The organism is Ruegeria sp. AP12 (genome assembly GCF_056540025.1).
The window spans coordinates 1-649 of sequence record NZ_JBQFVZ010000233.1 but is presented as its reverse complement, the minus strand read 5'-3'; the positions used below and the strand labels follow the sequence as shown (position 1 = coordinate 649).

The following is a 649-nucleotide window of genomic DNA, read 5'->3' as shown; positions in this document are numbered from 1 at the left end:
CAATTGATCGCTAAGGGCTGGTCCCTACGTATGGTCGCCAAAGAACTTGAATGTGACGTCAACACCCTACGCAAGCGCGCAGCCGACGCCATTGCTGAGGGGCGCGAGTTGGACAAGGTCGTCACCCAAGGACGGATCGCGCAGCTACAGGGCCAGAACGAGAACCTGCACGTGGCGCTGTCAGCCGCAAAGTGGCGCATGTCTGCGATCCATGGCGTCAGCGAGAACCACAAAGTCACCTTGACTGACGAAACCAACAATGACGAAAACGACATTTCCGCGTGGCTGTCCGGTGCGGATGACACAACCGCTGCGAAGAAAGCAGCTTTGGACGCCCTCAATGCTAACAATCAAACGAAGCATTGAGGCCGAAGCCAAGCGCATCCGCGAGAGCGCAACCCCAGAACGGATGCGCGCGTTACAGCGCGCCCTGCTTCCCGACATTTGGGCACAGGACTACCTCGGACTGCAACTGGACCCATGGCAAGTCGCGTTTACCAGAGCCGACGAGCAGCGCCTCGTGCTGGCCTGTGGGCGTCAGGTCGGGAAAAGCACAGGGACAGCCGTGAAGGGCACCCATCACGCCCGGTACAACCCCGACAGCCTCAGCCTCATGATCAGCCCGTCCGACCGCCAGAGCGGTGAACTG

2 protein-coding genes are annotated in these 649 nt (G+C 60.2%); one reads left to right on the top strand and one right to left on the bottom strand.

The window, feature by feature from the left end:
- Nucleotides 1-366, top strand: a 366-nt coding sequence (locus ACR0E6_RS22475; RefSeq protein WP_480587555.1) for a hypothetical protein, incomplete at its 5' end; no start/stop codon positions are given.
- A 52-nt stretch (nucleotides 367-418) separates the two neighbouring features.
- Here the strand turns inward: ACR0E6_RS22475 and ACR0E6_RS22470 are convergent.
- The coding region (locus ACR0E6_RS22470) for a hypothetical protein (protein ID WP_480587552.1) at nucleotides 419-649 on the bottom strand (231 nt) is incomplete at its 5' end.